Below are 597 nucleotides of genomic sequence, written 5' to 3' on the forward strand. Positions count from 1 at the left end.
TCAGGCCGTTTGCCGGGTTTGAGCTGCCAGCGGTAGGCATTGGCGAGCAGGCGCTCCTGGATTGCGGGTGGGTAGTCGCTGAGGGTGGTCACGGGTGGGACGGGCTTGCCGGGCAAGCCGGCCTCGCGGATTACTTTCGGCCAGCGCGGTCGCCAGCACAGCAGCAGGCTGAGCCAGTGGCCGGTGCCAACGATGACGAAAGCGGGCCAGACCATCAGCAGGATGACTTTGAACAGCCAGCTGCTCTTGCGGAAGAAACGCCCAAGCCCTTCGAACTGGGCGCTGAAGGCCTGGATGGGTGATGGTAGTTGTGTGCTCAGGCGGGGGCGGGGGACGGCGTGGGGGCCTTCTTCCATGTAGCGGCGAATGAACTCCCACTCGTCACGCAGTTCGCTGCCGCCTTGGCCTTGCTTGCCGAGTAGGGCCATTTCCATGTGGGGAAGGCCGGTACGGCTGGGGTGCCAGACTAGCCCTAGTCGCATGCCCAAGCTGAGTGAGTCATCTTCTGGATCGATGGCTGTGCTTCCGGTTGTTTTCCACGGAAAAGTGACGATGCCGCCGCAGTATTTCGGTCGATGTAGGTGAACTTGTTGGGTT

Annotated in this window: 1 protein-coding gene; it reads right to left on the bottom strand. The window is 62.3% G+C overall.

Annotated features, from left to right (window positions below):
- Positions 1–597, bottom strand: a 597-nt coding sequence (locus tag WF331_RS29170; protein ID WP_445325409.1) for a DUF6708 domain-containing protein, incomplete at both ends; no start/stop codon positions are given.

Origin of the sequence: Pseudomonas sp. YNh (genome assembly GCF_037993085.1) — a bacterium.
GTDB lineage: Bacteria > Pseudomonadota > Gammaproteobacteria > Pseudomonadales > Pseudomonadaceae > Aquipseudomonas > Aquipseudomonas putida.